The following is a 24557-nucleotide window of genomic DNA, read 5'->3' on the forward strand; positions in this document are numbered from 1 at the left end:
GGGCTTGAGACCTATGGACCCGAACGACCGGGGACCCGAGGCGTACGGCCATGACGGCGACGCACCGCCGCCGCGCCCGCGCTCGCCCAGGGACCCCCTCACCTCCGACTTCGGCCAGTCCGTGCCCGCACCGGCCCGCACGGTGCGGCTCGTGGCCGGCGAGTACCTGCTCACCGTCAACCCCGTCGACGGCAGCGAGATCGAGGTCTGCCCGCCGGGGGAGCGGCCCGAGGCGCCGCGCAAGCTCACCGCGGCCGAACGCGCCGAGGTGCAGCGCGCCGCCCGGCCGCCGGTCCCGCCGGGGCCGACCCCGACCGTACTGGGGCTGCTGGCCCGCGAGGACGAACGCGAACGCCTCGTGCGGCTGCTCGCCCGCGGCCGTTCCGTGCGCCTCACCGGCCCCGGCGGCTCCGGCCGCACCAGCCTCCTCGACGTCGTCGCCGAGGACTGCGCGGGCCTCGCGCCCGACGGCGTCGTCCGCCTGAGCGGCTTCCACCGCACCGCCGACGACCTGCTGTACGACCTCTTCCACGCCGTCCACCGCTCGCCCCGGCACCGGCCCGCGCGCGAGGAACTGCTCGACCACGCCCGGGAGATCGGCGCCGTCGTCGTCCTGGACGACATCGAGTTCGGCGGCGCCGCGCTCGACGAGCTACTGGAGGCCACCCCGGAGTGCGCCTTCCTGATCGGTGCCACCCCGGACGTCCCGGCGCCCACCGCCGACGCCGCCGTCGAGGAGGTCGTCCTCACCGGGCTGGACCGCTCCGACGCCGTGGCACTGCTGGAGCGCGCGGCCGGCCGGACTCTGACCGAGGAGGAGGCCAACTGGGCCGGTGACCTCTGGTTCGAGTCCGAGGGCCTGCCGCTGCGCTTCGTGCAGGCCGGCGCCCTGCTGCGGCGGCGCGACAAGCTCCGGGCCGGCGCCGAGGCGGTCGACGAGTTCGGCGTCTTCGCCGACGCCGCCCCCGAGGACGCCGCGCCCTACGACGGAGCCACCACCGACGAAGTACCGCTGCCCTCGCTCGGCGAGGCCGCCGCGCCCGCGCCGCTGCTCGCCTCCCGGCTCAGCGCCTCGGCCCGCGCCGCTCTGGAGTTCGCCGTCGCCCTCGGCGGCGAGGTGCCCCACCAGGCGCACCTGCCCGCACTGGCCGGCGACACCCACGCGGACGCCGCCCTCGGCGAACTGGTCGCCGCCGGCCTGGTCACCCCGGTCGGCGCCCGCTACCGGCTCGGCGCCGGCGTGCCGGGCCAACTGGAGAGCGCCGGATACGCCGACGCCGCCACCGACCGCGTGCTCGCCGCCGCCCAGCACTACACCTGGTGGGCCGGGCACCCCTCGGTCACCCCGGAACGGGTCTGCGCCGAGGCCGACGCGGTCCTGGCCGCCCTCGCCGTCCTCGCGCCGGCCGCCGCGCCGCCCGCCGAGGACGGCGAGGAGAGCGCGGCGGTGGAGCTGGCCCGCACGGCGGCGCCCGCGTTCGCCGCCGGGCTGCACTGGAGCGCCTGGGAGCGGGCGCTGCGCGCCGGCAGCGAGGCCGCCCGGCTGGCCGGGGACGTCGCCGCACAGGCGTACTTCCTCCACGAACTCGGCGTCCTCGCCCTGTGCGAGGACCAGCTCGACCGGGCCCGCGCCGAACTGGAGGCGTCCATCGGGCTGCGCGGCGCCGCCGCCGACCGGCGCGGCACCGTCGCCGGCCGCCGTGCCCTCGCCCTGGTCGCCGACCGCCTGGGCGACACCCCCGGCCTCGGCGCCCTCGGCCTGCCCGCCGCGGCGGCCGGGGCCGCCTTCGGGGCGACTGCGGGTGCCCTCGGGCCGGCCGCGGCCGAGGAGGTGACCGGGGCCCGGCCCGAGGGGGCCGCGACGCCGGCCGCCCCCGTCGCCCCCACGCCCTTCCCGCCGCTCCAGCCGACCCCGCAGTCCCCGACCGTGGTCGCGCACCGCGGCGCGGCCACCGGCCCCTCCCGGGGGCCCCAGGGTGGCATCAAGAGCTTCGCCCGGCGCAACCTGGTCGCGGCCGGCGCGGGCGCCCTGCTGGTCGCCGTGCTCGGCACGGTGGTCACCCTCGGCGCCACCTCCGAGGGCGAGGCGGGCAACCCCTCGGACAACGTCGGCGTCAACCCGTCCGCCAGCCAGGGCGCCGACGACAGCAGCCTCGGTGCCGACCCGGCCGACGGTGCCGACGACGGCTCCGGCGGGTCCGGCGCGGCCGGCGCGGGTCCCACCGGCGTCGGCGCGGACGGCACCCCCGGCACCTCCGACGACCCCACGCCCACCGGCTCGGCCACCCCGTCGGACGACCCGAGCGGCACCCGCGACCCCAGCGGTACGGGCGACCCGTCGGCGTCGGCGAAGCCCCCGACCAGCCGGCCGCCGACCGGGCCGGCCACGCCGCGGCCCACCGACACCGGGAAGCCGCCGACCAGGCCGACCACGCCCGTGCCCACCGACACCGAGGAGCCGCCGACCGAGCCGGAGGAGCCGCCGACGGAGCCCGAGAATCCGCCGACCTCCCCGACGACCTCGGACACGGCGAGCGGCCCCACCTCCTCCACCAGCGCGAACACGCCGGAGGCCGGCACGAGCAGCGCCGTCGCGTTCCCGCCCGGCGGCTCGGACCAGGGCCCGGGCTCCGGACCGGACTCGACCCGGATCATCTGAGGCCCGGCCGGGCACGACGCCGAGGGGGCCGGTTCCCGTCCGGGAACCGGCCCCCTCGGCCATGGCGTCGGCACGCCGATACGGAACCGCTCAGAACAGCCGCAGCTTGTCGTCCTCGATACCGCGCAGCCCGTTGTAGTCCAGTACCTGGCAGCCGATGCCGCGGTCGGTGGCGAGGACGCGGGCCTGCGGCTTGATCTCCTGGGCGGCGAACAGCCCGCGCACCGGGGCGAGATGCGGGTCGCGGTTCAACAGCTCCAGATAGCGCGTCAGTTGCTCCACGCCGTCGATCTCACCGCGCCGCTTGATCTCCACCGCGACCGTCCGGCCCTCGGCGTCCCGGCACAGGATGTCGACCGGCCCGATGGCCGTCGGGTACTCGCGGCGGATCAGCGTGTAGCCCTCGCCGAGGGTCTCGATGCGGTCGGCGAGCAGCTCCTGGAGGTGCGCTTCCACGCCGTCCTTGATCAGGCCCGGGTCGACGCCCAGTTCGTGCGAGGAGTCTTGGAGGATCTCCTCCATCGTGATGATGAGCTTCTCACCCGCCTTGTTGACGACCGTCCACACCCCCTCGTCCTCGCCCGTGCCCTCCTTCAGCGCGCACGGGGGCGACATCCAGTTCAGGGGCTTGTAGGCCCGGTCGTCGGCGTGGATCGAGACGCTGCCGTCCGCCTTGACCAGGATCAGGCGGGGCGCCGAGGGGAGATGGGCGGTGAGCCGCCCGGCGTAGTCGACGGAGCAGCGGGCAATGACGAGACGCATGGTCGGCAACGCTACTCGACGCCCCGGGCCCGACGCGATTCGCATCCGCGGCCGGCGCCCGGCCCGAGACCCCGGACGCGTCCCACTTCTCCCATAAGCCCCGTGTTGCGCACTGGCCGATTGTGTGCCGGTCACCGGATGCCCATCCGCCCATTCGCCTGGTGCCGTCACGTTGAGTTGCCTACGGTGTTCAACGGGAGGTCGCGAGGTGCGCACGGAGCGTGTTCGTGATCGCGGGCTCCCCTGTTGTCCGGCAACCCCCGCTGATCGGGGGTGCGAGAGGAGTACTCATGTCGCTCGACGTCTCACCGGCCCTACTCGAACAGGCCGAGCGAGGCGAGGTCGACGAAGCGGACTTCGTCGACTGCGTCCGGACCTCCCTGCCCTACGCATGGGAGATGATCAGTTCCCTGGTGGCCCAGCTCAAGGTCGACGGCGGAGACTTCGCCGACAACCAGACGCCCCCGCCGGACGAGCAGGCACGCGGTCAACTGCTGCGCGCGCTCGCGAGTGACGCGATACGAGGCACGCTGCAACGCCACTTCGGGGTGCGGCTGGCCTTCCAGAACTGCCACCGGGTGGCGGTCTTCCCGGCCGACCCCTCGGTCGACGCGACGCTGGCCCGTTTCACCTCGGCGCGCAACCAGTTGCTGAACCAGTCGCCCGAACTGCGCGACTGCTGACGCGGCCCGACCGCCGCCTGCCGTCTTCCGTACGCGCCAGGTGCACGGGTGCCGGAGCGGCAGGCCCGGCGGGGCGGGGGCCGCGGTCCACGGCCGGTGCCCCCGGCCGGCCTCGCCGGTCAGCGGAGCCGGGGGAGGACCTCGGCCCCGAGCCGTCGTACGTTCTCCTCGGTGGCCGCGAGGTCGCCGGAGCCCTCGACGAGCAGGGCGAAGCGGGAGATGCCGGTCCGCTCGCCGGTCGCCGCGAGCCGGTCGGCGCAGAGCCGGGGAGTGCCCACCGGGTGCAGCCCGCAGAGCAGTTCGGTGTAGGCCAGGGGGTCACGCATCCGCCGGGCGCGGCCGTCCACCGTGAGGTGAGCGCCCAGCCCCTGCCGCAGCCAGCCCGGCATCGCCTTCTGCAGCGTCTCCGCCGCGTCGGTGCGCCGGTCGGCGATCTGGCAGACGCCCGCCGAGACGTGGGCGGCGCCGCGGATCTCCCGCGGGTCCCGTCCGGCGGCGCGGGCGTGCCGCCCCCACAGGGCGACCATGTCGGCCTTCTCCTCGTCGCCCACGTGCATCCCGAGCAGCATCGGCAGATTCCGCTCGGCGGCGAGGCGCACGCTCGCCGGGGAGGTGCAGGCGACGACGACCTCCGGTCCGGCGGTCTCCGTCAGCGACTGGGACGGCCGGGGCACCACGGGCACCTCGCGGAACCGGAAGCGGTCGCCCGCCGCCGCGACGGCCGGTTCCCGCAGCCAGCGCACCAGCAGATCGAGTGATTCCGGGAACCCCTTCTCGTACGCCTCCAGGCCGCCTCCGAAGACCTCCAGGTCGACCCAGGGCCCGCCGCGGCCGACGCCCAGCGCGAACCGGCCGCCGCTCGTCACGTGCAGCAGCGCGGCCTGCTCGCCGAGCGCCACGGGGTGCGCGTTGGGCAGTACGCTGACCGCGGTGCCGACGGTGATCCGCCGGGTGCGGCCGAGCAGCAGGGCGGCCAGGGTGATGGCGGACGGACAGGTGCCGTACGGCACGAAGTGGTGCTCGGCCAGCCAGACCGAGTCCAGTCCGGCCTCCTCGGCGACCTCGGCCGAGCGCACCGCGCGGTGCAGCGTCTCCCCCTGCCCCTGGCCCGGGAACTGGGCCGCCAGCACGAAACTTCCCACACGCATCGCTTTTTCCCGCTTCCTTGGCTCCGACCCGGAGCTCCCCCACAGGGCATAACCGGCTGACACGTGCCGAGGACACGGCCGGGCGAGGAGATTTGCGGATTGTCTGCGTAATGGGCCGTCGGGGCGGGTCCGGGCACCCGCCGGGGGCGGCCCGCGCACGGGAACCGCGGCCGGGTGCCTTCCGCCTGCCCCCGCTCCGGCCCGCGTAGGCTGGACGCGGTCCGTATTTCCTGTACAGCTCCGTGAGGTGTCCTGTGTCCCCGCGTCGCAACCGCGCCAGTAGCGCCGGTCCCTCCGGCCGGAGCGCCGAGGACGACCGCCCCGGACGCTACGGCGGCTGGCAGGCCACGGAGACCTGGCGGGGCGAGGAGTGGTGCGTGCGGAACGTGGCGGGCGCGAGCGCGCACGGCAAGTCCTACCGCTGCCCCGGCTGCGACCAGCCGATCCCGGACGGCGTCCCGCACCTCGTGGCCTGGCCGGACCACGGCGGCGTCGACGACCGCCGGCACTGGCACAAGGCGTGCTGGAACGCGAAGGACCGCCGCACCACACGGGTGCAGCGGTCCCGGAACGCGCCCAGGTTCTGAGGCCGGCTCAGACGTCCCGCTTCTCCAGCAGCGCGAAGGCACCGCCGAACACCACGGCCGTCACCCCGGCCACGATCCACAGCGGATCCCAGCCGGACGGCCCGGACTCGGTCAGCGAGTTGGCGTAGAAGATGCTGAGCTGGTTCGGGATGGAGTACTCGAACAGGGCCTCCTGCACGTCCTGCAGCGACTCCGAGAACATGAACAGCGCGATCACCAGCGGCGCCAGCACGGCCCCGATCATCAGCGTGATGGCGCCCGCCGAGTGCCGGAGGATCGAGCCGACCGCCAGCGACAGCAGGCCGAGCAGGGCGACGTAGAGCGAGACGCCCACGGTCGCCTTGAACCAGTCCTGGCCGGTGGGGTGCACCGCCCCGCTGCCCTCCAGGAGCGCCACGTGGACCACGGCGACCAGCGTCGCGCAGACCAGCGTCACCACGAACGAGAGCAGGAAGAAGACCAGGCCCTTGGCGGCCAGCACCCGGCCGCGGCTGGGACAGGCGGTCATGGTGGTGCGGATCATGCCGGTGCCGTACTCCGAGGCCGTGGTCAGCACGCCCAGGGTGATGACGCACATGCTGCCCAGCAGCAGCCCGAAGAAGCCCAGCTCCAGCGGGTTGGTGCCCTCGGCGCTCACGCTGGAGCCCGACACCACCGCTCCGGTCAGCAGACCGATGCCGATCACCAGCACGACGAAGACGCCGAGCGTCCACATCGTCGAGCGCACCGACCGGATCTTCGTCCACTCCGAGGCGACGGCGTGCAGCAGATGCGTGCGCACCACCGGGATCGGCGAGGTGTAGCCGCCGTACGGCTGACCGGGCTGACCGGGCGCCGCCCGCCGGTCGGGGGCGGCCTGCGGCATCGGGGGCTGGGGCGTGCTCATCGGGCGTCCTCGGGCTTGGTCGGGGCGGTGGCGGGAGCAGGGACGGCGCCCGGCCCCGGAGCCAGGCCCGGGGGCGCCTGGGGCACGGGCACGGGGTGCGCGTACGGATTGGCCGGCGGCGGCGGCGCGTACCAGCCCGGCTGGCCCTGGCCGGGCACCGGCGGCGGCTGTGCGCCCGGCGGCAGCGGCTGCTGGAACCCGGCCCGCTGGTCGATGGTCGAGCGGTAGTCGACGGCGCCCTGCGTCATCCGCATGTACGCCTCCTCCAGCGACGCCTGGTGCGGGGACAGCTCCCACAGCCGTACGTCGGCCTCGTGCGCGAGGTCGCTGATCCGGGGGAGCGCGAGGCCCGTCACGCGCAGCGCGCCGTCCTGCTCGGGGAGGACCTGCCCGCCCGCCTCGGTCAGCGCCGAGGTGAGCTTCTCGCGCAGTTGCGGCTCGGTGTCCGGAGTCCGCACCCGCGCGAAACCGGCGGAGTTGGCGGCGATGAAGTCCCGCACGCCCATGTCGGCGAGGAGCTGGCCGCGGCCGATGACGATCAGGTGGTCGGCGGTGAGCGCCATCTCGCTCATCAGGTGCGAGGAGACGAAGACGGTCCGGCCCTCGGCCGCGAGCGCCTTCATCAGGTTGCGCACCCAGAGGATGCCCTCGGGGTCGAGGCCGTTGACCGGCTCGTCGAAGAGGAGCACCTGCGGGTCGCCGAGGAGCGCGCCGGCGATGCCGAGCCGCTGGCCCATGCCGAGGGAGAAGCCCTTGGAGCGGGCGCGGGCCACGTCCCGCAGGCCCACCACGCCGAGCACCTCGTCCACCCGGCGGGCCGGGATGCCGGAGAGCTGCGCGAGGGAGAGCAGGTGGTTGCGGGCGGACCGGCCGCCGTGCACCGCCTTCGCGTCCAGCAGGGCCCCGACCTGGCGGGCGGCGTTGGGCAGCCTGCGGTAGGGGTAGCCGCCGATGGTCACATGTCCCGCGGTGGGGTTGTCCAGCCCGAGGATCATGCGCATCGTCGTCGACTTGCCCGAGCCGTTGGGCCCGAGGAAGCCGGTGACGGCACCGGGCCGCACCTGGAAGGACAGGTTGTACACGGCGGTCTTGTCGCCGTACTGCTTGGTCAGGCCGACAGCCTCGATCATGGTCCGCACCCATCGAACGGTTCAGGACACCGGGGCACGCGCCCCCGTAAGGGTTAGGAGCTTATCGAGGTGCTGACGGTTCCGTTCAAGCCCGGGCAAAATCTGTCGGTCCGAGGGCACGCCGGCCGCTCCCCGCGCGTCAGGCGTCCCGCTTCCTCAGCACCAGGTATCCGCCCACCAGGGCCGCGGCCACCCACAGCACCATGATGCCGAGGCCGCCCCACGGGCCGTACGGGGTGTCGTCGTCGAGCGGCGGCACCACCTGCATGATCTTGTTGCCGGCCTGGTCGGGGAGGAACCGGCCGATCCTCTTCGTCGCGTCGACGCCGCCGAGGATGTTGGAGACGAGGAAGAAGAACGGCATCAGGATGCCCAGCGACAGCATCGGCGAGCGCAGCATCGCGGCCACGCCCATGGAGAACATCGCGATGAGCGTCATGTAGAGGCCGCCGCCGAACACCGCGCGCAGCACCCCGGGGTCGCCGATCGACGCCTTCAGGTCACCCAGCATCGCCTGGCCGAGGAAGAAGGCGGCGAAGCTGGTGGCCATGGAGACGACCAGGGCGAGGACGGTGGCGACGGCGATCTTGCTGAACAGGAAGGTGCCGCGCCGGGGCACGGCCGCGAGCGAGGTGCGGATCATGCCGCTGCTGTACTCGTTCGCCACCACCAGCACCCCGAACACGATCATCGCGAGCTGGCCGAGGCTCATGCCGGCGAAGCTGATGAACGTCGGGTCGAAGGCCAGCCGGTCGCGGTCGCTCATGTCGTCGAACTCGTTCTTCGACAGCGCAGCGATCAGCATGCCGAGGGCGATGGTGACGACCACGGCCAGCGACAGCGTCCACACCGTGGACGCCACCGACCGGATCTTGGTCCACTCGGACCGGACGGCCCGCACCGACGCCGTGCTCATGAGTTCCTCCAGTCGCTGCCCCACGCCTGCCCCGGCGCGGCCGGCGACTGCCCCGCGGGGGTCTGCCCGTCGTGCGCGTGGTACTCCACCGACTCCGCCGTGAGCCGCATGAACGCCTCCTCCAGCGAGGCCCGCTGGGGGCTCAGCTCGTGCAGGACGACCTGGTGTCGCGCGGCCAGCTCGCCGATGGCCGCGGACTTGTCGCCGTCCACCTCCAGCACCTCCGCCCCGGACTCGACGACCTCGATCCCCGCGCCGGCCAGCGCGTCGAGCAGGCGCTCCCGCTGCGGGGTGCGGACCCGGACGTAGGAGCGCGAGTTCTCCGCGATGAACCGGGCCATCGAGGTGTCCGCCAGCAGCCTGCCCTGCCCGATGACGACCAGGTGGTCCGCGGTCAGCGCCATCTCGCTCATCAGGTGCGAGGAGACGAAGACCGTACGGCCCTGGCCGGCCAGCGTCTTCATCAGGTTGCGGATCCAGTGGATGCCCTCCGGGTCCAGCCCGTTGACCGGCTCGTCGAACATCAGGATCCGCGGGTCGCCGAGGAGCGCGCCGGCGATGCCGAGCCGCTGCCCCATGCCGAGCGAGAACCCCTTGGCCTTCTTCTTCGCCACCGCCGTCAGACCGACCGTGTCCAGCACCTCGTGCACCCGGCGGTCCGGGATGCCGTTGGCCTGCGCCAGACAGAGCAGATGGTGGTAGGCGCTGCGGCCGCCGTGCACCGCCTTGGCGTCCAGCAGGGCCCCGATGTGAGTGAGCGGGTCCTTCAACTGGTGGTAGTGCCGTCCGTCGATGCGGACGTCCCCGGCGCTCGGCCGGTCCAGGCCCAGCACCATCCGCATGGTGGTGGACTTGCCCGCGCCGTTGGGACCGAGGAAGCCCGTGATGATCCCTGGTGCGACGCCGAAGGAGAGATTGTCGACCGCCACCTTCTCGCCGTACCGCTTGGTCAGCCCCTCGAGCTCGATCATGCCGACCACGCTAGAACGCGGCGAAGCCCTCTGCCACCCCAGTGACAGAGGGCTTCGCCGCTCTTCGTGCTCCGCTCGTACCGCGGTCGTTACCGGGACTGCTGGGCCGGCACCCCGCGGGAGATCGGCTCGTCCTCGGCCGGCGTACTGGCCGCGGCCACCGCGGCGCCCGTGAGGGTCGCCAGCATCTCGCGCACGTTGGTGAGCTGCGCGTTGATGGAGTCGCGGCGGTTGGTGAGGGCGGCCAGCTCGCGCTCGGACTCCGAACGGATCCGGTCGGCCTTGGCGTTGGCGTCGGCCACGATGTCCTCGGCCTGGCGCTGCGCCGTCTCGACGGTCTGGCGGGCGCGGCGCTCGGCGTCGGTGCGCAGCTTCTCCGCCTCCAGGCGCAACTGCTCCGCGCGGTGCTCGATCTCCGCGAGCCGCTTCTCGGCCTTGGCCTGACGCGAGGCCAGGTCGCGCTCGGACTGCTCACGCCGCTTGGCGAGGTTCGTCTCGAAGTCGGCGGCGGCCTGCGCGGCCTTGGCGCGGGTCTCCTCGAAGAGGGCGTCCGCCTCCTCGCGCTTGGACTGCGCGTCCTTCTGCGCCTCGGAGCGCAACTGGGAGGCGTCGCTCTTGGCCTTCTCGACGATCCGGACGCCCTCGTCCTCCGACTTGGCCTTGCGCTCGGAGGCGTAGGACTCGGCGTCGTTGCGCACCTGCTGAGCGGCCGACTCGGCCAGCTCGCGGTGCTGCTCCGCGGCGCGCCGGGCCTCCTCGCGCAGATCCTTCGCCTCCTCCTCGGCGAGCCGCAGGATCTTCTCGACCCGGGCGCCGAGACCCGCGTACGACGGCTCGGCGTCGGTGATCTGGGCCTGGGCGTTCTGCGTCTCGAGGTGGAGCTCCTCGATGCGCTTCTCCAGAGCGGTGATGCGGGTGAGAGCGCTGTCACGGTCGGAGACGAGCTTGGAGATTCGTTCGTCCACCTGAGCGCGGTCGTACCCACGCCGCACAAGCTCGAAGCCGTAGGGGGAAGTGTCGCTCATGGGGTTCCTGTCGAATGAGACCGGTGAGGTGATAGAGGGAATCCTAGGGGCCAATGCGGTGTGTCATCGAGCGGATACGTGTTTGGTAAGAAGAATGACACCTCTTTTGACCGGCTGACGCACCCAAGACTTGCCGAAGCTTTGGTGAAAGGTCTCAGGAGGGCACCGCCAAAGGTCTCAAGGGGACACCAAAATCGGCGTGAGCGCTAGCCGTCTGACGCCTTACCACCCGATCGAGGGGCGCCGACCGTCGCGCCGGCCTTCACCCCCGCGTCCTTGCCGCCGCCCGCGGCGGGCGTCTCGAAGGACTCCAGCGCCTCCAGGACGTCCTGTACCCGGGAGATCTCGGTGTTGATGTCCTCGCGGCGCCGCACCAGCAGGTCCAGCTCGCGCTTGCCCTCCTCGACCGTGCGCCGGGCCTCGCGGACCGCCTCGGCCTTCAGCTCCTCGGCCTCCTTCTCCAGCCTGCTCTTCTTCTGCTCGGCCTCCTTCAGCAGCCCCTCGGCCTTCTTGACCGCGGCGATGCGCACCTTGCCGGCCTCCGAGTTCGCCTCGGACACCAGCTCCTTCGCCTTCGCCTCGGCCTTGCCGAGCTGCTCCTCGGCGGCCTTGATCAGCGCGTCGCAGCGGTCGCCGGCCGACTTCATCGTCTCGGCCGCCTCGCGCCGGGCCCGCTCGTGCAACTGCTCGATCTCACCGGTCAGGCGGTCCCGCAGCTCCTCCGCCCGCTCCCTGATGGCGGTCGCGTCCCGGCGGGCCCCGACCAGCAGCTCATCGGCGTCCGTCCGGGCCTTCTCCACCCGGGAGTTGCCCTCGACGGTCGCCTCGGAGACGAGCCGCTCGGCCTCGCTGCGGGCCGCGCCCACCATCGTGTCGGCCCGCGTCTCCGCCTCCGAGGTGGTCTTCCGCGCCTGCTGCTGCGCCTCGGTGAGCAGTTTGTCGGCCTCGGCCGTGGTCTCCGTGATGAGCGTGTCGACCTGCTCGGCCGCCTCCGAACGCCGCTTGTTGGCGTCCTTGCGGGCCTCGTCCAGGGTGCGCTCGGCCTCCGCGCGGGCGGCGGCCGTCACCCGCTCGGCCTCCGCCTCGGCCGCGGTCCGCGCCCGGTCCGCCTCACCGCGCATGCGCTCGGCGTGCTGCTGCGCCGCACCGACCGTCTCGGCGGCCTCGGCACGCAGCCGCTCCGCCTCACCGGTGGCGTCCGACACGAGCTGCTCGGCCCGCGCGGCCGCCTCGGCGCGGACCCGCTCGGCCTCCGCGACCGTCGAGGTGCGCAGCCGGTCGGTCTCGGTGACCGTCTCGGCCGTCAGCCGCTCGGCCTCCGAACGCGCCTCGGTGATCAGGGTGTCGGCCTGCGTCGCGGCGTCCGTGCGCAGGCGGTTGGCGTCCTCCCGGGCCTGCCCGCGAGCCCGCGCCGCGGCGTCCTCGGCCTCGGCGACGGCGTCCGAGGCCGCGGCACGCATCCGGTCGGTCTCGGCGACCGTCTCCGTACGCAGCCGGTCGGTCTCGGTGATCGTCTCGGCCGTCAGCCGCTCGGCCTCCGAACGCGCCTCGGTGATCAGGGTGTCGGCCTGCGTCGCCGCGTCCGAGCGGATGCGGTTGGCGTCCTCACGGGCGTCCGCCCGGGTCCGCGACGCGTTCTGCTCGGCCTCGGCGATCGCGTCCGACGCCTCCGTGCGCACCCGCTGGGCGTACTCGGAGACGTCCGCGCGGATCCGGTCGGCCTCGGTGATCGCCTCGGACACCGTCCGCTCGGCGAGCGCCTTGGCCGCCTCGGTCTCCTCCCGCGCCTCGTGGCGCAGCCGGCCCGCGTCCTCGCTCGCCCGCTCCCGCTCCGCGTAGGCGTCGGCGCGGACCCGGTCCGCCTCCTCCCCGGCCTCGCGCCGGGTGCGCTCCGCGGCGTGCTCGGCGGCGCTGCGCAGCCCGGTGATCTCCTCCTGGGCCTGCTCGTGCAGACCCGCCACGGACTCCCGTACCTGCGCCGCGTGCTGTTCGGCGGCCGACACCAGCTCGGTGGCGCGGCGGTCCGCCTCCTCGACCAGCCGGGCCGCCTCGCCCTCGGCCTCCGCCACCCGGTTGCGCGCCGAGGCCAGCAGCTCCTCGCTCTGCTCGCGGGCCCGCTCACGCTCCTGGCCCGCCTCCTCGCGCGCCGACCCCAGCAGCTCCTCCGCCTCACGGCGGCGCCGGGCGGCCTCCTCCTGGGCGGCGTCCAGCGTCTCCGACGCCTCGGCCGCGATGCGCTCGGCGGCCGTCCGGGCCTCCGCCCGCATCCGGTCGGCGCTCTCCTGCGCCTCCGTCTTCAGCCGCTCGGCCTCGTTCGCCGCCTCCGACCGCAGCCGTACGGCGACACTCTCGCCCTCCGCGCGGGAGGCGGAGGCGTCGGCGGCGGCCTCGTCCCGCAGCCGCTCGGCCTCCGCCGCCGCCTGCTGCTGGAGGGTACGGATGCGCTCGGCCGCCTCGGTGCGCAGCTTCTCCGTCTCCTCGGCGGCCTCGCGGCGGATCCGGTCGGCCTCCGCCCGGGCCTCGGTCAGCGCCCGCTCGGCCGCGGCCAGCCGCTCCTCGCCCTCGGTGCGCAGCCGGGTCAGCTCCTCGGCGGCCTCCTCGCGCCTGGCCTCGGCCTGGCGCTCGGCCTCCTCGCGCAGCTCACCGGCGGCGCGCTCGGCCTCCGCGGTCAGCTCCTCGGCCCGCTCCACGGCCTCGGTGCGGTGGCGTTCGGCCTCGACCCGGGTGCGCTCCAGCGTCTCCTCGGCCTGCCGGCGCAGCGCGGTGGCCCGCTCGATCGCCTCGGTGCGGACCTTCTCGCTGTCCGCGGTGGCGGTCCGGCGCAGCTCGTCGGCGTCCGCCTTGGCCTTGGCGAGCAGCTCCTCGGCGGACTTCGCCGCCTCCTCGATCTGCTGGACGGCCTCCCGGCGGGCCTCGGCGCGGATCCGCTCGCCCTCGGCGACGGCGTCGGCGCGGAGCTGCTCGGCCTCGCCGCGCAGCCGGCGCGCCTCCTCCTGCAGCTCGACCGTCTTGGCCCGGTACTCCTTGGTGTCGTCCTTCGCCGCGCCCTTGAGCTGCTCGGCGATGTCGTGCGCCTCGGCGCGCAGCCGGTCCGCCTCGGACTCGGCCTCGCCGCGGATCCGCTCGGCCTCCTCGGCGGCGGCCTTCGTGGTCCGCTTGGCCTCCTCGGACGCCTTGTCGAGGACTTCCTCGGCGGTCCGGGCGGCCTTGGAGAGCTGGGTGGCGGTCTCCTCCGCGGTCGCCGTCCGGGCCTTCTCCGCGGCCTCGGCGACGATCTTCTCGGCCTCGGCGCGGGCGTCCGCGACGAGCTGCTCGGCCTCGGCCCTGGTGGACTCGGCCTCCTTCGTGGCCTCACCGACCAGCCGGGCGACCTGCTCCTTGGCCGTCCGGGTCCGGGTCTCGTTGGCCGACTCCGCGCTCGACAGCGCCTTGGCCGCGGCCTCCTCCGCCTCGGTGACCAGCTTCTCGGCCTCGGTCCGCGCCTTGCGCAGCGCCTGTTCGGCCTCGGTCATCCGCTGCTCGGCGGCCCGGCTCAGCTCTTGGGCGCGGCGGCGGGCCGACTCGGACTCGGTGGCGGTGGAGCTGCGGAGCTGCTCGGCGTGGTCGGTGGCCTCCTGCGCCTGGGTGGAGGCGGCGTTCAGCAGCCGCTCGGCGTCCGCGCGGGCCCGGCGCAGCAACTGCTCGGCCTCGGCGCGCGCCGATTCCGCCTCGCCGCGCAGCCGCTGCCGCGCCTCGGCGGTCAGCCGTTCGGCCTCCGCGCGGGCCGCGGCCATGGCCTGCTCGGCCTCGGCGCGGGACTCGTCCAGGAGCCGGCGGGCCTGGGACTCGGTGCGGGCGCGCAGTTGCTCGGCCCAGGCGACGTTCTCGTTGACGTGGGACTCGACGGTCTGGCGGCGCTCGGCCAGTTCCTGGTCGAGCTGCTGGCGCCGGGTCACCGCCTCCTGGTGCAGCTCCGCCTGGAGCCGGGCGGCCTGCTCGGCGTGTTCCTGGAGGATGCGCTGGGTCTGCGCGCGGGCCTGGCTCAGCTCGCGTTCGGCGTCCGCCCGCAACTGGTCGGCCTGCACCTGCGCGTTGCGCAGCAACTGCTCGGCCTGGTACCCGAGGTCGCCGCCGTCGAAGGCGGGCCGGGACATGATGGTGCGCCGCGCCTCGTGCAGCTTCGCGCGCAGCACCTCGACCTGGTAGCCGAGGTCCTCGGCGTGCTGGATCGCCTTTTCCCGCTCGGTCTTCAGCCGCTTCATCTCGGCCTCGAACCGAGAGAGGTGGTCGACGTCAGCCGCCGGCTCTCGCTCCTGGCTCTCGTAGCCCCGCACTGCGCGGTCCCATCCGTCCCCTGGTCGCAACACTCTCCGAACGAACCCCGCCCGTACTGGCGAAACGGGGCCCCCGGGGAATGGTGTCAGATCAACGGCGGAGCGTGTGCTGCTGCCCCGGCGCACTCCCCCGAAACCCGGGCCCCGGCCGTGCGGTTCCGCCGGTGACGGCGGGACCGGTCACCCTGGACGGAGCGGCGACCGCGCCCAACCCTACCGGCCCCTCTGTACGAGGGTCAGTGCTCAGGTGACTCAACGGCCGCCGAAGTGACCAGTTCTGTGAGTACGCCATGGCAGTCCTTGGGGTGCAGGAAGGTGATGCGCGACCCCATGGAGCCGCGGCGCGGCTCCTCGTACAGCACGCGGACGCCCTTGCCGCGGATGTCCGCGGCGTCGGCGTCGACGTCCGCCGTGCCGAAGGCGATGTGGTGGACCCCCTCACCGTTCTTGGCCAGCCACTTGCCGACCGCGGAGTCCTCCCGGGTGGGCTCCAGGAGCTGCAGGTACGAGGCTCCGCCGTCCGACGTGTCGTTGATCTTGAGCATGGCCTCGCGGACCCCCTGCTCCTCGTTGACCTCGGTGTGGAACACCTCGAAGCCGTAGGTGGCGCGGTAGAACTCGACGGTCGCGTCGAGGTCGTGACAGGCGATTCCGATGTGGTCGATTCGCGTCAGCATGGAGTCAAGTGCAGCGCTCCGGCGGCGGTTACGCAACGTGCGCGCGATCACACCGACGGCCCGATGACGGGTGGCATACCGGTCAGTACCTTTTCGAGTAAACCCTCGTTCACTCCTCGGCCTGTGCGGGCCGGAAAAGGGGATCGCAGCTCATGTCTTCTGGAACCTCCGCAACTTCCGCAACTTCCGCGTCGTCCTCCGCGTCCGCGACGTCCGGGACCGGTGGCACGACCTCCGTCATCGTCGCGGGTGCGCGCACCCCGATGGGCCGGCTGCTCGGCTCGCTGAAGTCCTACTCCGGAGCCGACCTCGGCGGCTTCGCGATCAAGGCCGCCCTCGACCGTGCGGGGATCGGTGGCGACCAGGTGCAGTACGTGATCATGGGGCAGGTGCTCCAGGCCGGGGCGGGGCAGATCCCGGCGCGCCAGGCGGCCGTCAAGGCCGGCATCCCGATGAGCGTCCCGGCGCTGACGGTCAACAAGGTGTGCCTCTCCGGGCTCGACGCGATCGCGCTGGCGGACCAGCTCATCCGCGCGGGTGAGTTCGACGTGGTCGTGGCCGGCGGCCAGGAGTCCATGACCAACGCCCCGCACCTGCTGCCGAAGTCCCGCGAGGGCTTCAAGTACGGCGCGATCGAGATGCTCGACGCCATGGCGTACGACGGTCTCACCGACGCCTTCGAGCACATCGCCATGGGCGAGTCCACCGAGAAGCACAACGTCCGGCTCGGGCTCCGGCGCGAGGCGCAGGACGAGGTGGCCGCGCTCTCCCACCAGCGGGCGGCGGCGGCCCAGAAGAACGGTCTCTTCGAGGCCGAGATCACGCCGGTGGAGATCCCGCAGCGCAAGGGTGAGCCGGTGCTCTTCAGCAAGGACGAGGGCATCCGCGCGGACACCACGGCCGAGTCGCTGGGCAAGCTGCGGCCGGCCTTCGCCAAGGACGGCACGATCACGGCGGGGTCCGCCTCGCAGATCTCCGACGGCGCGGCGGCCGTGGTGGTCATGAGCAAGGCGAAGGCCCAGGAGCTGGGACTCGACTGGCTCGCGGAGATCGGCGCCCACGGGAACGTGGCCGGGCCGGACAACTCTTTGCAGTCGCAGCCGTCGAACGCGATCCGGCACGCGCTGTCCAAGGAGGGCCTGGAGGTCGGCGACCTCGACCTGATCGAGATCAACGAGGCGTTCGCGGCGGTGGCCGTGCAGTCGATGAAGGACCTCGGCGTGTCCACCGAAAAGGTGAATGTGAACGGGGGCGCGATCGCTCTGGGGCACCCGATCGGCATGTCCGGTGCCCGGCTGGTGCTGCATCTGGCGCTGGAGCTGAAGCGGCGTGGCGGCGGGGTCGGTGCGGCGGCGCTGTGCGGCGGGGGCGGGCAGGGGGACGCGCTGATCCTGCGGGTGGCCAAGGGCTGAGGCCCGGTCGCGCCCTCTTCCGTACCCGACCTCGCTGAAACGGAGCTGTGATGCAGGACGTCTCCTCGCTGGTGGCCCAGGCCAGGGAAGGCCGGCCGCGGGCCGTGGCCCGGCTGATCTCCCTGGTGGAGGGGGCGTCCCCGCAACTGCGGGAGATCATGGCGGCGCTGGCCCCGCTGACCGGCGGGGCGTACGTGGTGGGGCTCACCGGGTCGCCGGGGGTCGGCAAGTCGACGTCCACGTCGGTGCTGGTGACGGCGTACCGCAAGCGGGGGCGGCGGGTCGGGGTGCTCGCGGTCGACCCGTCGTCGCCGTTCTCCGGCGGGGCGCTGCTGGGGGACCGGGTGCGGATGTCCGAGCACGCGTCGGATCCGGGCGTCTACATCCGGTCCATGGCGACCCGCGGGCACCTGGGCGGCCTGGCGTGGGCCGCGCCGCAGGCGATCCGGGTGCTGGACGCGGCGGGGTGCGAGGTGATCCTCGTGGAGACGGTCGGGGTCGGGCAGTCGGAGGTGGAGATCGCCTCGCAGGCCGATACGTCGGTGGTGCTGTTGGCCCCGGGCATGGGGGACGGGATTCAGGCGGCCAAGGCCGGGATCCTGGAGATCGGTGACGTGTACGTCGTCAACAAGGCCGACCGGGACGGCGCGGACGCCACCGCGCGCGAGCTGAACCACATGCTGGGGCTGGGGCAGGCCCGGGGGGCGGGGGACTGGCGTCCGCCCATCGTGAAGACGGTCGCGGCGCGGGGGGAGGGCGTGGACGAGGTCGTCGAGGCGCTGGAGAAGCACCGGGCCTGGATGGAGGAGCGGGGGGTGCTGTCCGAACGGCGGCGGGTCCGGGCCGCGCGTGAGGTGGAGACCCTCGCGGTGACGACGCTGCGGGAGCGGATCGGGGACTTGCGGGGGGACCGGCGGCTGGGGGTGCTGGCGGAGCGGATCGTGGCGGGGGAGCTGGATCCGTATCGGGCGGCGGAGGAACTGGTGGCGGGGCTGACGGGGCCTTCCGGCGGTTGAGCGGTCCGTGCCCGCGGCGGTCGTCCCCCCGCCCCCGCCCCGTGCGGGGGTGCGGGCCGACACCCCGCACCCCCGCACCCACCGGGCCGGTCAGTCGTCGTCGGTGCCGGGCGTGATCTTGCCCGTGGTCGGGTTCACCTGCCAGTCCCGGGCGGGCTCGCCGGGGGACCGGGTTTCGGTCTCCCAGCCCTTGTCGTCCAGGTCCACGGAGGTCACCGTGCCCTTGGCCGCGGTCGCCTCGGCCGCCTCGGCGGCGGTGCCGGGCGTGTTCTTCAGGGCCGCCCTGGCCTCGGCGGTGTCGTCCTCGTCCGCGTTCTCGGTGCGGGTGTCCAGGATCTTGCCGTTCCCGGGGTCGAGGTCGAGGTGGTGCCAGGTGCCGGCCGAGGAGAGGATCTCCACCTCCCAGACGGTCGGCTCGCCGGCGTCCTCGTCGTCCAGTTCCGCCGAGACCACCGTGCCCGCGGTGTGCTTCAGCGCGGTGGCGATGGCCTCGGGGGCCGTCACCTCGGCCGTGGCCGCCCGGACGGCGTGGTCCGTCGTGCGGGTGTCCGTCGTGCGGGTGTCCGTTTGGCGCTGTGCGTCCTGGTCGTCCTCCCCGGTGACCGCGAGAGCCGTGGCCGTGCCGCCTGCGATCAGCGCGGCGGCGGCGACGGTGGCGATGACGATGTTGCGCTTCATGCGGGTTCCTCCCGAGTCGCTTCGTTTCGACCCGCTCACTGTCGCGTGCCGACGCTGAGGGGAAGCTGAAGTGACCTGAAGGGATCTTCAGGATGTTTTTGCGATCGTTGGCGTATGCGTCTGTTGATCGTGGAGGACGAGAAGCGGCTGGCCCTGTCTCTCGCCCGGGGGCTCACCGCCGAGGGGTACGCCGTCGATGTCGTCCACGACGGGCGGGAGGGGCTGCACCGGGCCGGCGAGGGGACGTACGACCTCGTGATCCTCGACATCATGCTGCCGGGGCTCAACGGGTACCGGGTCTGTGCCGCGCTGCGGGCCGCCGGTCACGACGTGCCGATCCTGATGCTCACCGCCAAGGACGGGGAGTACGACGAGGCGGAGGGGCTGGACACGGGGGCGGACGACTACCTCACCAAGCCGTTCTCGTACGTGGTGCTGGTGGCCCGGGTCAAGGCGCTGTTGCGGCGCCGGACGGGGGGCGGGGCCGCGCCCGTGCATGTGCACGGGGAGCTGAAGGTGGACACCGCGGCCCGGCGGGTGTTTCTCGGCGGGGACGAGGTGTCGCTCACCGCGCGGGAGTTCGCCGTGCTGGAGCAGCTCGTGCTGCGGGCCGGCCAGGTGGTGTCCAAGGGGGAGATCCTGGAGCATGTCTGGGACTTCGCCTACGAGGGCGACCCCAACATCGTCGAGGTGTACGTCAGCGTGCTCCGGCGCAAGCTGCGGGCCGGGCTCATCTCGACCGTCCGGGGCGCCGGGTACCGGCTGGAGCGGGAACGATGAGGCGCCTGTTCGGTTCGGTACGGGCTCGGGCCGCGCTGGCCGCGACCCTGGTCGTCGCGGTGGCGCTGGTCGCGGCCGGGGCCGCCGTACTGCTCTCGCTGCGGGCCAATCTGCTCGGCGAGGCCGGGACCTCGGCGGAGCGCTCCGCGCGCGAGGTGGCCTCCCAGCTCGCCGCCGGGACGGCCTACGGAGAGCTGTCGCTGGACGTCGACGACCGGCCGGTGCAGGTCGTCGACGAGGACGGGGTGCTGGTGGCCGCGAGCGAGGAACTGGAGCGGATCAGCGGCACCGGCGTGGAGGCCGTCCGGCCGCGGCCCGGGGCGGGGGCCGGGGACGAGGAGGACGACGACCCGGCGGAGGCCGTGGAGCCGGGGGAGATCGGGGAGCGCGCCACCGTCAGCGACGGCTCGGCGACCGTCGACGGCGAGACGGAGGACTACCGCTTCGCGGGCGTCACCGTGGAGAGGGACGACGGCTCCACGCTCACCGTGTACGCCGGGTCCCCGCTCTCCGCCGAGCACGGCGCCGTGAACACCGCGCTGACCGTGATGCTGATCGGGTTCCCGTGCCTGGCCGCCGTGGTCGCCGGGGTGACCTGGCTGGTGACCCGGCGGGCGCTGCGGCCGGTGGAGGGCATCCGGCGGGAGATGGCGGCGATCACCCGCTCCGAGGACCTGACCCGGCGGGTCCCGGTGCCGGACACCCACGACGAGGTCGCGCGGCTCGCCCTGACCACCAACGAGACGCTGGCCGCCCTCCAGGCGGCCGTGGAGCGGCAGCGGCGGTTCGTCGCCGACGCCTCGCACGAGCTGCGCAGTCCGATCGCCTCGCTGCGGACGCAGTTGGAGGTGGGCGCCGCGCACCCCGGGCTGCTGGACGTCGACGGCGCGGTGCAGGACACCGTACGGCTGCAGCGGCTCGCCGCCGATCTGCTGCTGCTCGCCCGGCTGGACGCGGGGGAGCGGCCCGCGGACGCGCGGGTGGACCTCGGGGCGCTGGTCCGGGAGGCGGCCGGGGGGCGGGCCGGGGTGACGGTCCGGGCCGAGGAGGGGGTGGCGGCGGCGGGCTCGCGCGGGCAGCTCGGGCGGGTGCTGGGGAACCTGCTGGACAACGCGGAACGGCACGCCCGTACGGCGGTCGAGGTGCGGGTGCGGCGGGACGGGGAGGCGGCCGTGGTCGCGGTCGCCGACGACGGCGACGGGGTGCCCGCGGCCGACCGGGAGCGGATCTTCGCGCGGTTCGTACGGCTCGACGCCGCCCGCAGCCGGGACGACGGCGGGGCGGGCCTCGGGCTGGCCATCGCCCGGGACGTCGCCGCGCGCCACGGGGGCACCCTCACGGTCCGCGCCGGGCCGGCCGGCGGGGCCCTGTTCGAACTCCGCCTGCCGGCCGTCTGAGACCCGCGGTGTCAGGGGCGCCCGCGCTGGCCGCGCAGGTGCTCGGCGATGGGCTTCAGGGCCTTCTCCAGCTCCGCCAGCGCCTCGGGGGAGACCAGGTCGATGAAGTGCCGGCGCACCGAGGACACGTGGTGCGGCGCGACCTCGCGCATGGTCTCCAGACCGTGCTCGGTCAGGACGGCGAAGAGGCCGCGCCGGTCGGACTCGCAGTTCTCCCGCCGGACGAAGCCGGCGTTCTCCATGCGGGTGATCTGGTGCGACAGGCGGCTCTTGGACTGCATGGTGACGGTGGCGAGGTCGCTCATCCGCATCCGCACCTCCGGCGACTCGGAGAGATTCACCAGGATCTCGTAGTCGTTCATGGTCAGGCCGAACGGCTGGAGGTCCTTTTCGAGCTGGTACGTCAACAGTCGGTTGACCTCCAGGTGGGTGCGCCAAGCACACTGCTCCGTATCGGTCAGCCAGCGGGTGGCCGTCTCGGTCTCCATGGATGAAGTCTACCTAAGAAGTTGAAAGATGAACTAGCGGGAGTGGTCGCCCTGTCACTGTGACGGTGCGCACGCGTTCGATGTCACACTCCGCAGATTACCGCTCACAGCCCGAAGCGGCGCTGGAGGTCCCCGAGCTGTCCGGGAAGGCGCGGTGCCCCGGCCGCCCCCGGCCCGGAACCGTGCGCCCCGCCGCCGGGCACCCCCGGTTCCGCGGGCGGCGCTCCCGTCGCCTGCTCCGCCATCAGCGTCTCGCTGGACTGGAGCAGCACCGTCCCGGCCCCCGCGAACTCGAACTGGTGCTCCTCGCCGGAGGCCCCGCCCAGGCCCGTCATCGCACGTAGACCGCCCAGCAGGCCCGTCAGGTACCCGTGGTCGTAGTGGTGGCACGGAGAGGGGCAGTCGGCCCAGCCGACGAGGGCCTGCGGGTCCACCCGCAGCGGCGGTTCCATGAAGACCACCGGGCCGTTCGAGGCGGCCACGAACTTTCCGGTGCCGAGCAGCGTCACGAAGCCCGGCACGATCGACTGCTTGAGGGCGAGACTTGGCTGAAAAGCAAGCAGGTTGCCCGAGCGAATGGTCAGATTGCCGTCTTCGAGGTCGTACGAGTTGACGTCGAAGGCCCGGTCGGCCAGGAGCATCTTGCCCGAGCCCTCCGCCACCACCCAGTCGCTCGCGTGCAGTGGCGAATGGAAGGACGTCCGCACCAGACGGTCCAGCCGCCCGTGCCCGATCCCGTTGAAGTCGATCGTCCCGTAATAGGCGATCATCTTCCCCTTCTGCAGGAACCACTGGCTGCCGGCCAGCTCCACGCAGAAGGTGTACGCGTTGACGTTGTCGTCGGCCGGCAGCGTCGACGGGTCGTGGTGCACGGTGCTCACAGCTTCTCCTCCGACGCCTGGACGTAGACCGCGCCGCTGCCGCTCAGCTCCAGTTGGAACGCCTCGCCGGAGCCGCGCCCCACCATGTCGCGCCAGCCCAGCGCGGTGGACAGCTTGTTGCGCACCTCCCCGTGGTGGGCGACGTACGCCTGCGGATCGACGTGCACCGGACGCTGCGGGGTGACCGGGATCTCGATCACGCCGCCGTGCGCCATGACGGCCACCGCGCCGTGCCCCTTGAGGGAGGTCGTGAACAGCCCCTGCCCGCTGACCTGCCCGCGCACCATCCCCATCACCCCGCCCTGCGCGCCGAGGAAGACCGTGCCCTGTTCCAGGGTGCCCTCGAAGGCGAGCAGCCGGTCGGCCTCGACGTACAGCGTGTCCCCGGCGAGTTGGATCACCTGCACATGGTGCCCGCCGTATCCGAACAGCACCGTGCCGCTGCCCTCGACGGTCATCAGCGGGGTGTCCTCGTTCGCCACCCGCCGCCCGATCATCGACATGACCCCGCCCTGCCCGCCCCGCAGATCGGGCGTGAAGGACACCTCGCCCCGGTACGCGAGCATCGCGCCCCGCTGGCTGAACAGCCGCTGCCCCGGCGCCACCGTCGCCTCGACCATCTTCGGATTCAGCTCCCGGAACGCCATCACACATCCCCCGCGATCGTGTTCCGCTCGCTGGGCTGCACATAGACCAGCCCGTCCCCCTCGAACCGGATCTGGAACGCCTCCCCGCCGCCCTCGCCCAGCAGCGTGCGGAACGTCACGCCGGACTGGAAGGACTGCCGCAGGTTCCCCTGGTGCGCCACGTACGCCCCCGGATCGACGGTCAGCGGGTACCGGGCGCTGACCCGCAGCACCACGGCCGGTCCGTCGGACATGATCGCCGCCTGGCCGTGCCCCTCCACGGTCGTGGTGAACAGGCCGTTGCCCTGCGAGGCGCCGCGCAGCCCGGTGAACTCCGTCCCCGTCCGCAGCCCCGCGTCGGCCGCCAGGAAGTTGCTGGACTCGACGTACAGCTTGTCGCCTTGGAGACCCACGAGATTGATCTCCGAAGCCCGGTCGGCGAACCAGCAGGTCCCGTGCCCCTTCACCTCCATCACCGTCATCTGCTCACCGGTGAGCCGCCGCGTCACCATTCCGCGCAGCCCCTCACCCCCACCGCTCATCTTCTTGAAGGCCATCTGCCCGTCGTACGCGACCATCGAGCCGTTCTTCGCCTTGACGGCGTCCCCGGTCATGTCGACGGCGAGCACCTTGCTGCCCTGGAGTCGGAACATCGCCACGTCTGCGAAGGTAGCGGACCGGCGCCCCCGTGAGCCGGGCGCCTCAGCGGTTTGCCAGAATGGCGAAGCGCTTGTGCGTACGTTCACAAGATGATCGTCGACGTCCCTCCCATCGAAGGTGACCACCCGTGGACCTGAAGACCGCCGCAGCCCTCCGCCGCCTCCGCCTGATCTCCGCGCCCGAGGCGATCTCCTTCCTCCTCCTGCTCGTCTGCTCGGTGCTCAAGCGGACCACGGACTTCAACGCCGTCCCGGTGATGGGCAGGGTGCACGGCGTGCTGTTCGTCCTGTACGTCGTCTTCTGGGCGGACGCCTGGCGGAGGGCCAAGTGGCCGCTGGGGACCGGGGTGCTCTACTTCGTCCTCTCGGTGCTGCCCACCGGCGGCTTCTTCGCCGAGCGGAAGCTGCGCCGCGAGGCCGAGGACGCGGTGATCGCCTCCCGCGCCCGCCGGGAAGGGGTGGTCGGGGCATGATCGTCGCCTTCTCCGTGACGCCGCTGGGGGTCGGTGAGGACGTGGGGGAGTACGTCGCCGACGCCGTCCGGGTGGTCCGCGCCTCCGGGCTGCCGCACCGCACCGACGCGATGTTCACCTCGGTCGAGGGGGAGTGGGACGAGGTGATGGACGTCGTCAGGCGCGCCGTGGCCGCCGTCGAGGCACGGGCGCCGAGGGTGTCCCTGGTGCTGAAGGCGGACATCCGCCCCGGCGTGACGGACGGGCTGACCGCCAAGGTCGAGACCGTGGAGAGGCACCTCGCCGGCTGACTCCGGACAGCTCCGACGCCGGGCGGCTTCGTCGCCGGGCGGCGCCGCCGAGGAGCGGCGCCCGATCCGTGTTCCCGGGTTCCCCGGTGTCGAGCGACGC

Annotated in this window: 23 protein-coding genes; 9 read left to right on the top strand and 14 right to left on the bottom strand. The window is 73.3% G+C overall.

The genetic code is table 11. The features are described from left to right. The first annotated feature begins 13 nt into the window (after window positions 1–13). Window positions 14–2659, top strand: coding sequence for an ATP-binding protein (locus ABEB00_RS07530; RefSeq protein WP_345618196.1), 2646 nt, complete (start codon window positions 14–16; stop codon window positions 2657–2659). Window positions 2660–2749: 90 nt separating this feature from the next. On the opposite strand, the gene nucS is transcribed toward ABEB00_RS07530, so the two are convergent. Continuing rightward, window positions 2750–3421: an endonuclease NucS gene (gene nucS, locus ABEB00_RS07535; RefSeq protein ID WP_345618197.1), complete on the bottom strand. Its 672-nt coding sequence runs from the start codon at window positions 3419–3421 to the stop codon at window positions 2750–2752. 290 nt (window positions 3422–3711) lie between these two features. Between nucS and ABEB00_RS07540 the strand changes: the two genes are divergently transcribed. Further along, a complete protein-coding gene (locus ABEB00_RS07540) occupies window positions 3712–4104 on the top strand; it encodes an SCO5389 family protein (protein ID WP_345618198.1) in 393 nt (130 codons plus the stop codon). A 119-nt stretch (window positions 4105–4223) separates the two neighbouring features. Here ABEB00_RS07540 and ABEB00_RS07545 read toward each other — a convergent pair whose 3' ends face one another. Continuing rightward, window positions 4224–5252 carry an LLM class flavin-dependent oxidoreductase gene (locus ABEB00_RS07545; protein WP_345618200.1) on the bottom strand — a complete coding sequence of 343 codons (1029 nt, stop codon included), beginning with the start codon at window positions 5250–5252 and terminating at the stop codon, window positions 4224–4226. Between the two features lie 254 nt (window positions 5253–5506). Between ABEB00_RS07545 and ABEB00_RS07550 the strand changes: the two genes are divergently transcribed. Beyond that, window positions 5507–5839, top strand: coding sequence for an ATP/GTP-binding protein (locus ABEB00_RS07550; RefSeq protein WP_345618201.1), 333 nt, complete (start codon window positions 5507–5509; stop codon window positions 5837–5839). A 7-nt stretch (window positions 5840–5846) separates the two neighbouring features. Here ABEB00_RS07550 and ABEB00_RS07555 read toward each other — a convergent pair whose 3' ends face one another. The 7 genes from ABEB00_RS07555 to mce form a co-directional block, all read right to left on the bottom strand. Continuing rightward, window positions 5847–6725 carry an ABC-2 transporter permease gene (locus tag ABEB00_RS07555; protein ID WP_345618202.1) on the bottom strand — a complete coding sequence of 293 codons (879 nt, stop codon included), beginning with the start codon at window positions 6723–6725 and terminating at the stop codon, window positions 5847–5849. Then, window positions 6722–7855, bottom strand: a complete 1134-nt coding sequence (locus ABEB00_RS07560) for an ABC transporter ATP-binding protein (protein WP_345618203.1) — start codon at window positions 7853–7855, stop codon at window positions 6722–6724. The genes ABEB00_RS07555 and ABEB00_RS07560 overlap by 4 nt, the downstream gene beginning before the upstream one ends. Before the next feature lie 139 nt (window positions 7856–7994). Next, window positions 7995–8771, bottom strand: a complete 777-nt coding sequence (locus ABEB00_RS07565; RefSeq protein ID WP_345618204.1) for an ABC transporter permease — start codon at window positions 8769–8771, stop codon at window positions 7995–7997. Continuing rightward, window positions 8768–9742, bottom strand: a complete 975-nt coding sequence (locus ABEB00_RS07570) for an ABC transporter ATP-binding protein (RefSeq protein WP_345618205.1) — start codon at window positions 9740–9742, stop codon at window positions 8768–8770. Before ABEB00_RS07570 ends, ABEB00_RS07565 begins: the two co-directional genes overlap by 4 nt. Window positions 9743–9831: 89 nt before the next feature. Continuing rightward, complete coding sequence (locus ABEB00_RS07575) at window positions 9832–10767, bottom strand: coiled-coil domain-containing protein (protein ID WP_345618206.1); 936 nt, start codon at window positions 10765–10767, stop codon at window positions 9832–9834. A 206-nt stretch (window positions 10768–10973) separates the two neighbouring features. Next, the gene (scy, locus tag ABEB00_RS07580; RefSeq protein WP_345618207.1) at window positions 10974–15080 is read right to left on the bottom strand and encodes a polarized growth protein Scy; all 4107 of its coding nucleotides are present in this window, start codon (window positions 15078–15080) and stop codon (window positions 10974–10976) included. A gap of 236 nt (window positions 15081–15316) precedes the next feature. Beyond that, window positions 15317–15757, bottom strand: coding sequence for a methylmalonyl-CoA epimerase (gene mce, locus ABEB00_RS07585; RefSeq protein ID WP_345618208.1), 441 nt, complete (start codon window positions 15755–15757; stop codon window positions 15317–15319). 152 nt (window positions 15758–15909) lie between these two features. Here mce and ABEB00_RS07590 point away from each other — a divergent pair, with 152 nt between their 5' ends. Both ABEB00_RS07590 and meaB read left to right on the top strand, forming a co-directional pair. Next, a complete protein-coding gene (locus ABEB00_RS07590; RefSeq protein ID WP_345618209.1) occupies window positions 15910–17169 on the top strand; it encodes an acetyl-CoA C-acetyltransferase in 1260 nt (419 codons plus the stop codon). A 50-nt stretch (window positions 17170–17219) separates the two neighbouring features. Then, complete coding sequence (meaB, locus tag ABEB00_RS07595) at window positions 17220–18185, top strand: methylmalonyl Co-A mutase-associated GTPase MeaB (RefSeq protein ID WP_345618210.1); 966 nt, start codon at window positions 17220–17222, stop codon at window positions 18183–18185. A gap of 90 nt (window positions 18186–18275) precedes the next feature. On the opposite strand, the gene ABEB00_RS07600 is transcribed toward meaB, so the two are convergent. Next, window positions 18276–18863, bottom strand: coding sequence for a PepSY domain-containing protein (locus ABEB00_RS07600; protein ID WP_345618211.1), 588 nt, complete (start codon window positions 18861–18863; stop codon window positions 18276–18278). A 114-nt stretch (window positions 18864–18977) separates the two neighbouring features. Here ABEB00_RS07600 and ABEB00_RS07605 point away from each other — a divergent pair, with 114 nt between their 5' ends. Beyond that, window positions 18978–19643 (top strand): response regulator transcription factor, encoded by a 666-nt coding sequence (locus ABEB00_RS07605; RefSeq protein WP_345618212.1) that lies wholly within the window; start codon window positions 18978–18980, stop codon window positions 19641–19643. Next, complete coding sequence (locus tag ABEB00_RS07610; RefSeq protein ID WP_345618213.1) at window positions 19640–21040, top strand: sensor histidine kinase; 1401 nt, start codon at window positions 19640–19642, stop codon at window positions 21038–21040. Before ABEB00_RS07605 ends, ABEB00_RS07610 begins: the two co-directional genes overlap by 4 nt. An 11-nt stretch (window positions 21041–21051) precedes the next feature. Here the strand turns inward: ABEB00_RS07610 and ABEB00_RS07615 are convergent, their stop codons facing one another. The 4 genes from ABEB00_RS07615 to ABEB00_RS07630 all read right to left on the bottom strand — a co-directional run bounded on the left by ABEB00_RS07615 (window position 21052) and on the right by ABEB00_RS07630 (window position 23688). After that, window positions 21052–21528 (bottom strand): MarR family winged helix-turn-helix transcriptional regulator, encoded by a 477-nt coding sequence (locus ABEB00_RS07615; protein ID WP_345618214.1) that lies wholly within the window; start codon window positions 21526–21528, stop codon window positions 21052–21054. A 104-nt stretch (window positions 21529–21632) separates the two neighbouring features. Continuing rightward, window positions 21633–22409 carry an AIM24 family protein gene (locus tag ABEB00_RS07620; protein ID WP_345618215.1) on the bottom strand — a complete coding sequence of 259 codons (777 nt, stop codon included), beginning with the start codon at window positions 22407–22409 and terminating at the stop codon, window positions 21633–21635. After that, window positions 22406–23056, bottom strand: a complete 651-nt coding sequence (locus ABEB00_RS07625; protein WP_345618216.1) for an AIM24 family protein — start codon at window positions 23054–23056, stop codon at window positions 22406–22408. Before ABEB00_RS07625 ends, ABEB00_RS07620 begins: the two co-directional genes overlap by 4 nt. Next, window positions 23056–23688 (bottom strand): AIM24 family protein, encoded by a 633-nt coding sequence (locus ABEB00_RS07630; RefSeq protein ID WP_345618268.1) that lies wholly within the window; start codon window positions 23686–23688, stop codon window positions 23056–23058. Before ABEB00_RS07630 ends, ABEB00_RS07625 begins: the two co-directional genes overlap by 1 nt. A 134-nt stretch (window positions 23689–23822) precedes the next feature. On the opposite strand from ABEB00_RS07630, the gene ABEB00_RS07635 reads away from it, so the two are divergent. After that, window positions 23823–24167, top strand: a complete 345-nt coding sequence (locus tag ABEB00_RS07635) for a DUF3817 domain-containing protein (RefSeq protein WP_345618217.1) — start codon at window positions 23823–23825, stop codon at window positions 24165–24167. After that, window positions 24164–24457 (top strand): MTH1187 family thiamine-binding protein, encoded by a 294-nt coding sequence (locus tag ABEB00_RS07640; protein WP_345618218.1) that lies wholly within the window; start codon window positions 24164–24166, stop codon window positions 24455–24457. Before ABEB00_RS07635 ends, ABEB00_RS07640 begins: the two co-directional genes overlap by 4 nt. Window positions 24458–24557 lie beyond the last annotated feature (100 nt).

It is taken from the genome of Streptomyces ziwulingensis, assembly GCF_039542605.1.
In the GTDB taxonomy this organism is placed as follows: Bacteria; Actinomycetota; Actinomycetes; order Streptomycetales; family Streptomycetaceae; genus Streptomyces; species Streptomyces ziwulingensis.